The following is a 3242-nucleotide window of genomic DNA, read 5'->3' on the forward strand; positions in this document are numbered from 1 at the left end:
GCTCGGGCGGCGCGCCGCGGCGGCGGCGACCACGTGGTCGCGGGTGGTGCCCGCCCTCCTGGTCCTCGCGACGCTCCCGCTGGTGGGCGCGGTGCTCCGCCAGCAACACTGCCTGCGGTATGGCTGGAACGGCGATGAACAGTTCTGGCGCCAATGTTTCTCCGACCTGCCGTCGCAGTACCAGATCGGCGGATTGTCGGTCGGGCTCCCGGGGTGGATGGGCGGATCGGCGCCGCTGGACCAGCCACCGCTGACGGCGGCCGCGCTGGCCACCCTCGGCGGGTTCGTGCCCGCCGGCGACGACGTGAGCCAGACGCGCTGGTTCGTCATCTACTGGATCGTCCTCATCACCGTGCTCCTGCTCACGACCGTGTGGCTCACGGCCGCGACGCGGCCGGGGCGACTCGATCTGGCTGCGCAGGTGGCCCTGAGCCCGATCATCGTGCTCACCGCACTGCTGTCCTCCGATGCGCTTGCCGTCGCCCTCGTCGCCGCGGCGATGTACGCGTGGCACCGGCAGAGTTGGGTGTGGACCGGGGTGTTGCTGGGCCTGGGCGTGCTGACCCGTGAATACGTCATCGCGGTCGTGGTGGCGTTGCTCATCTCCGCGGTGCGGCGGCGGTTGGTGGTCGATGCGATGGCGGCGATCGGGATCGTCGTGACCCTGGTGGCCATGCTCGTCGTGGCCGCCGAGGCGATACAGCCGTCGCTGCTCACCGCGAGCTGGGCGCAGTGGTGGTCGGGCGTGGCCGGCTACGGCTCGATCTGGTTCGTGCCGGCCGCGATGGGGTCCCCGCTGCCGGTGTGGGCGGTGCGCCTGGCCGCGATCGGTGCCTGGCTCGTCGCGATCGCGGTCGGAGCGGCGTTCGCGGCCCGGGCGCAGCAGGCCCCGACGTTTGCGCAGACCGCGGCCGTGATCGTGCTCATCGGCGCGGCGTTGTCCCCGGTGCTGCCGGTGCAGGCGGCGTTGTGGGTGCTGCCGTTGATCGCGCTGGCGGGGGTGACGTGGCGCGACCACCTCATCTGGGCGGCGGTCGAGGCGGTGCACTTCGTCATCATCTGGATCTACATCGCCGGCATGAACACTCCGGAGCGCGGTATCCCCGGGCAGTGGTATGCGTGGCTGTTGGTCGCGCGGTTCGTCATGTGGGTGGCCCTGGCCGGGGTGGTCATGTGGCGGGCCGAGACGGAGGCCGGTGGGGCGGACGCCGACCGGGCCGTTGTCCACAGCCGCGATTACTCCATGTCGGAGCCAGCCGTTAGACTGCCGTAGTCCCCGGGAGCCGCCTGACCAGCAGGCACGCGCCCGTGGGCAGGTGCACAACCCTCCTGTCACGGAAATCCCGTGACCGCCCAGACCGAAGGAGGCGGGTTTCAGCATGCGTCAGTACGAACTCATGGTCATCTTCGACCCCGAGCTCGACGAGCGGAGCGTCCCCGAGACGCTCGACAAGTTCCTCACCGTCATCACCAAGGACGGCGGCACGATCGACAACATCGACCACTGGGGTCGTCGTCGTCTGTCCTACGAGATCAAGAAGAAGGCCGAGGGCACCTACGCGGTGGCCACCTTCACCTGCGAGCCGGCGACCTCCAAGGAGCTCGACCGCCAGCTCGGCCTCAACGAGCAGGTGCTCCGCACCAAGCTCCTGCGTACCAACGCCTGACCGACACCGTCACAGTCACCCGAACGGATCCGAGGGGAAACCACATGGCCGGCGACACCGTCATCACCATCATCGGCAACCTGACCGGCGACCCCGAACTGCGGTTCACGCCGTCGGGTGCCGCGGTCGCGAACTTCACCGTGGCGTCCACGCCGCGCCAGTTCGACCGCCAGTCCAACGAGTGGAAGGACGGCGAAACGCTGTTCATGCGCTGCTCGGTGTGGCGTGACGCGGCGGAGAACGTCGCCGAGTCGCTGCAGCGGGGTACCCGCGTGATCGTCACCGGTCGCCTCGTCTCCCGCTCGTGGGAGGACAAGGAGAGCGGTCAGAAGCGTTCCGTCATGGAGATGCAGGTCGACGAGGTCGGCCCGTCGCTGCGCTACGCCACGGCCAAGGTCAACAAGACCCAGCGCGGTGGTGGCGGCGGCTTCGGCGGCGGTCAAGGCGGCGGCAACTTCGGCGGTGGCCAGGGTGGTCAGCAGAACGACCCCTGGGCCTCCGGTGGCGACCAGTCCGGTGGCGGCAACTTCGGCGGCGGCGGTTTCGGCGGCGGCCAGGGTGGTCAAGGTGGCCAGGGTGGTCAAGGCGGCGGCCAAGGTGGTCAAGGCGGCGGCCAGGGTGGCGGCGGTGGCTGGGGTCAGGCCCCGGCCTACGACGAGCCCCCGTTCTGATCGACCGCGCAACCCGCGCCACGACGCTCCGTCAGGCATTTCGGATCCCCGTGATCCCACCTCGGTCGGTGTGAGCCGACCGAATCACAGAACAACCCCATCCCGAGGCGCGAACCTCGGGCTCTCGCGAGATAGAAGGAGAGCACCACGATGGCCAAGCCCGTGCTGCGCAAGCCCAAGAAGAAGGCCAACCCGCTCAAGGCGGCGAAGGTCGAGAACATCGATTACAAGGACGCTGCGCTGCTGCGCAAGTTCATCTCCGACCGCGGCAAGATCCGCGCGCGTCGGGTCACCGGCGTGTCCGTCCAGGAGCAGCGCCTCATCGCCACGGCCGTGAAGAACGCCCGTGAGATGGCCCTGCTGCCCTACTCGTCCAGCTCCCGCTGAGCCGACCGGAACAGGAGAGACACACCATGAAGGTCATCCTCACCCACGAGGTCACCAACCTCGGTACCCCCGGTGACGTCTGCGACGTCAAGCCCGGCTACGCCCGCAACTTCCTGATCCCGCGCGGCCTGGCCACGCCGTGGACCAAGGGCGGTCAGAAGCAGGTCGACGACATCGCCCGCGGTCGTGAGATCCGCGCGGTTGCCACGCTCGAAGAGGCCAAGTCCATCAAGGGCAACCTCGAGTCGAAGCAGATCCGCATCAAGGCGCACGCCGGTGCCGGTGGCCGCCTGTTCGGTGCGGTCTCCAGCGCGGACATCGCCGACGCCGTCAAGGCCCAGGGCCTCGGCAGCATCGACCGTCGCAAGATCGAGATCGGCAACCCCATCAAGGCGGTTGGCCCGGCTCAGGTCACCGTGCGGCTGCACCCCGAGGTCAAGGCGACGCTGAAGCTGGACGTTCAGGCCGGCTGACGCACGACCCCTCCGCCGAGTGATGGATTCGGGCCGCCTCAGGA

5 protein-coding genes are annotated in these 3242 nt (G+C 69.1%); all 5 read left to right on the plus strand.

Going from position 1 to position 3242, the window contains the following annotated elements:
- A partial coding sequence (locus KD1_RS16800) for a glycosyltransferase family protein (RefSeq protein WP_068398882.1) occupies window positions 1-1273 on the plus strand: 1273 nt, incomplete at its 5' end.
- Window positions 1274-1379: 106 nt separating this feature from the next.
- Window positions 1380-1667, plus strand: coding sequence for a 30S ribosomal protein S6 (gene rpsF / locus KD1_RS05825; RefSeq protein WP_068398884.1), 288 nt, complete (start codon window positions 1380-1382; stop codon window positions 1665-1667).
- Window positions 1668-1711: 44 nt separating this feature from the next.
- On the plus strand, window positions 1712-2338 hold the full coding sequence (locus tag KD1_RS05830; RefSeq protein WP_068398886.1) for a single-stranded DNA-binding protein: 627 nt from the start codon (window positions 1712-1714) through the stop codon (window positions 2336-2338).
- Window positions 2339-2488: 150 nt separating this feature from the next.
- A complete protein-coding gene (gene rpsR, locus KD1_RS05835) occupies window positions 2489-2725 on the plus strand; it encodes a 30S ribosomal protein S18 (RefSeq protein WP_068398889.1) in 237 nt (78 codons plus the stop codon).
- Window positions 2726-2751: 26 nt separating this feature from the next.
- Window positions 2752-3198 carry a 50S ribosomal protein L9 gene (rplI, locus tag KD1_RS05840; RefSeq protein ID WP_068398892.1) on the plus strand — a complete coding sequence of 149 codons (447 nt, stop codon included), beginning with the start codon at window positions 2752-2754 and terminating at the stop codon, window positions 3196-3198.
- Window positions 3199-3242 lie beyond the last annotated feature (44 nt).

Origin of the sequence: Kribbia dieselivorans NBRC 106261 (genome assembly GCF_001552435.1) — a bacterium.
GTDB lineage: Bacteria > Actinomycetota > Actinomycetes > Actinomycetales > Dermatophilaceae > Kribbia > Kribbia dieselivorans.

Bases quoted from the DNA above. Each gene is read 5' to 3' on its own strand.
- rpsF (WP_068398884.1), top strand. From the start codon at position 1,380: ATGCGTCAGTACGAACTCATGGTCATCTTCGACCCCGAGCTCGACGAG.
- rplI (WP_068398892.1), top strand. From the start codon at position 2,752: ATGAAGGTCATCCTCACCCACGAGGTCACCAACCTCGGTACCCCCGGT.
- rpsR (WP_068398889.1), top strand. From the start codon at position 2,489: ATGGCCAAGCCCGTGCTGCGCAAGCCCAAGAAGAAGGCCAACCCGCTC.
- KD1_RS05830 (WP_068398886.1), top strand. From the start codon at position 1,712: ATGGCCGGCGACACCGTCATCACCATCATCGGCAACCTGACCGGCGAC.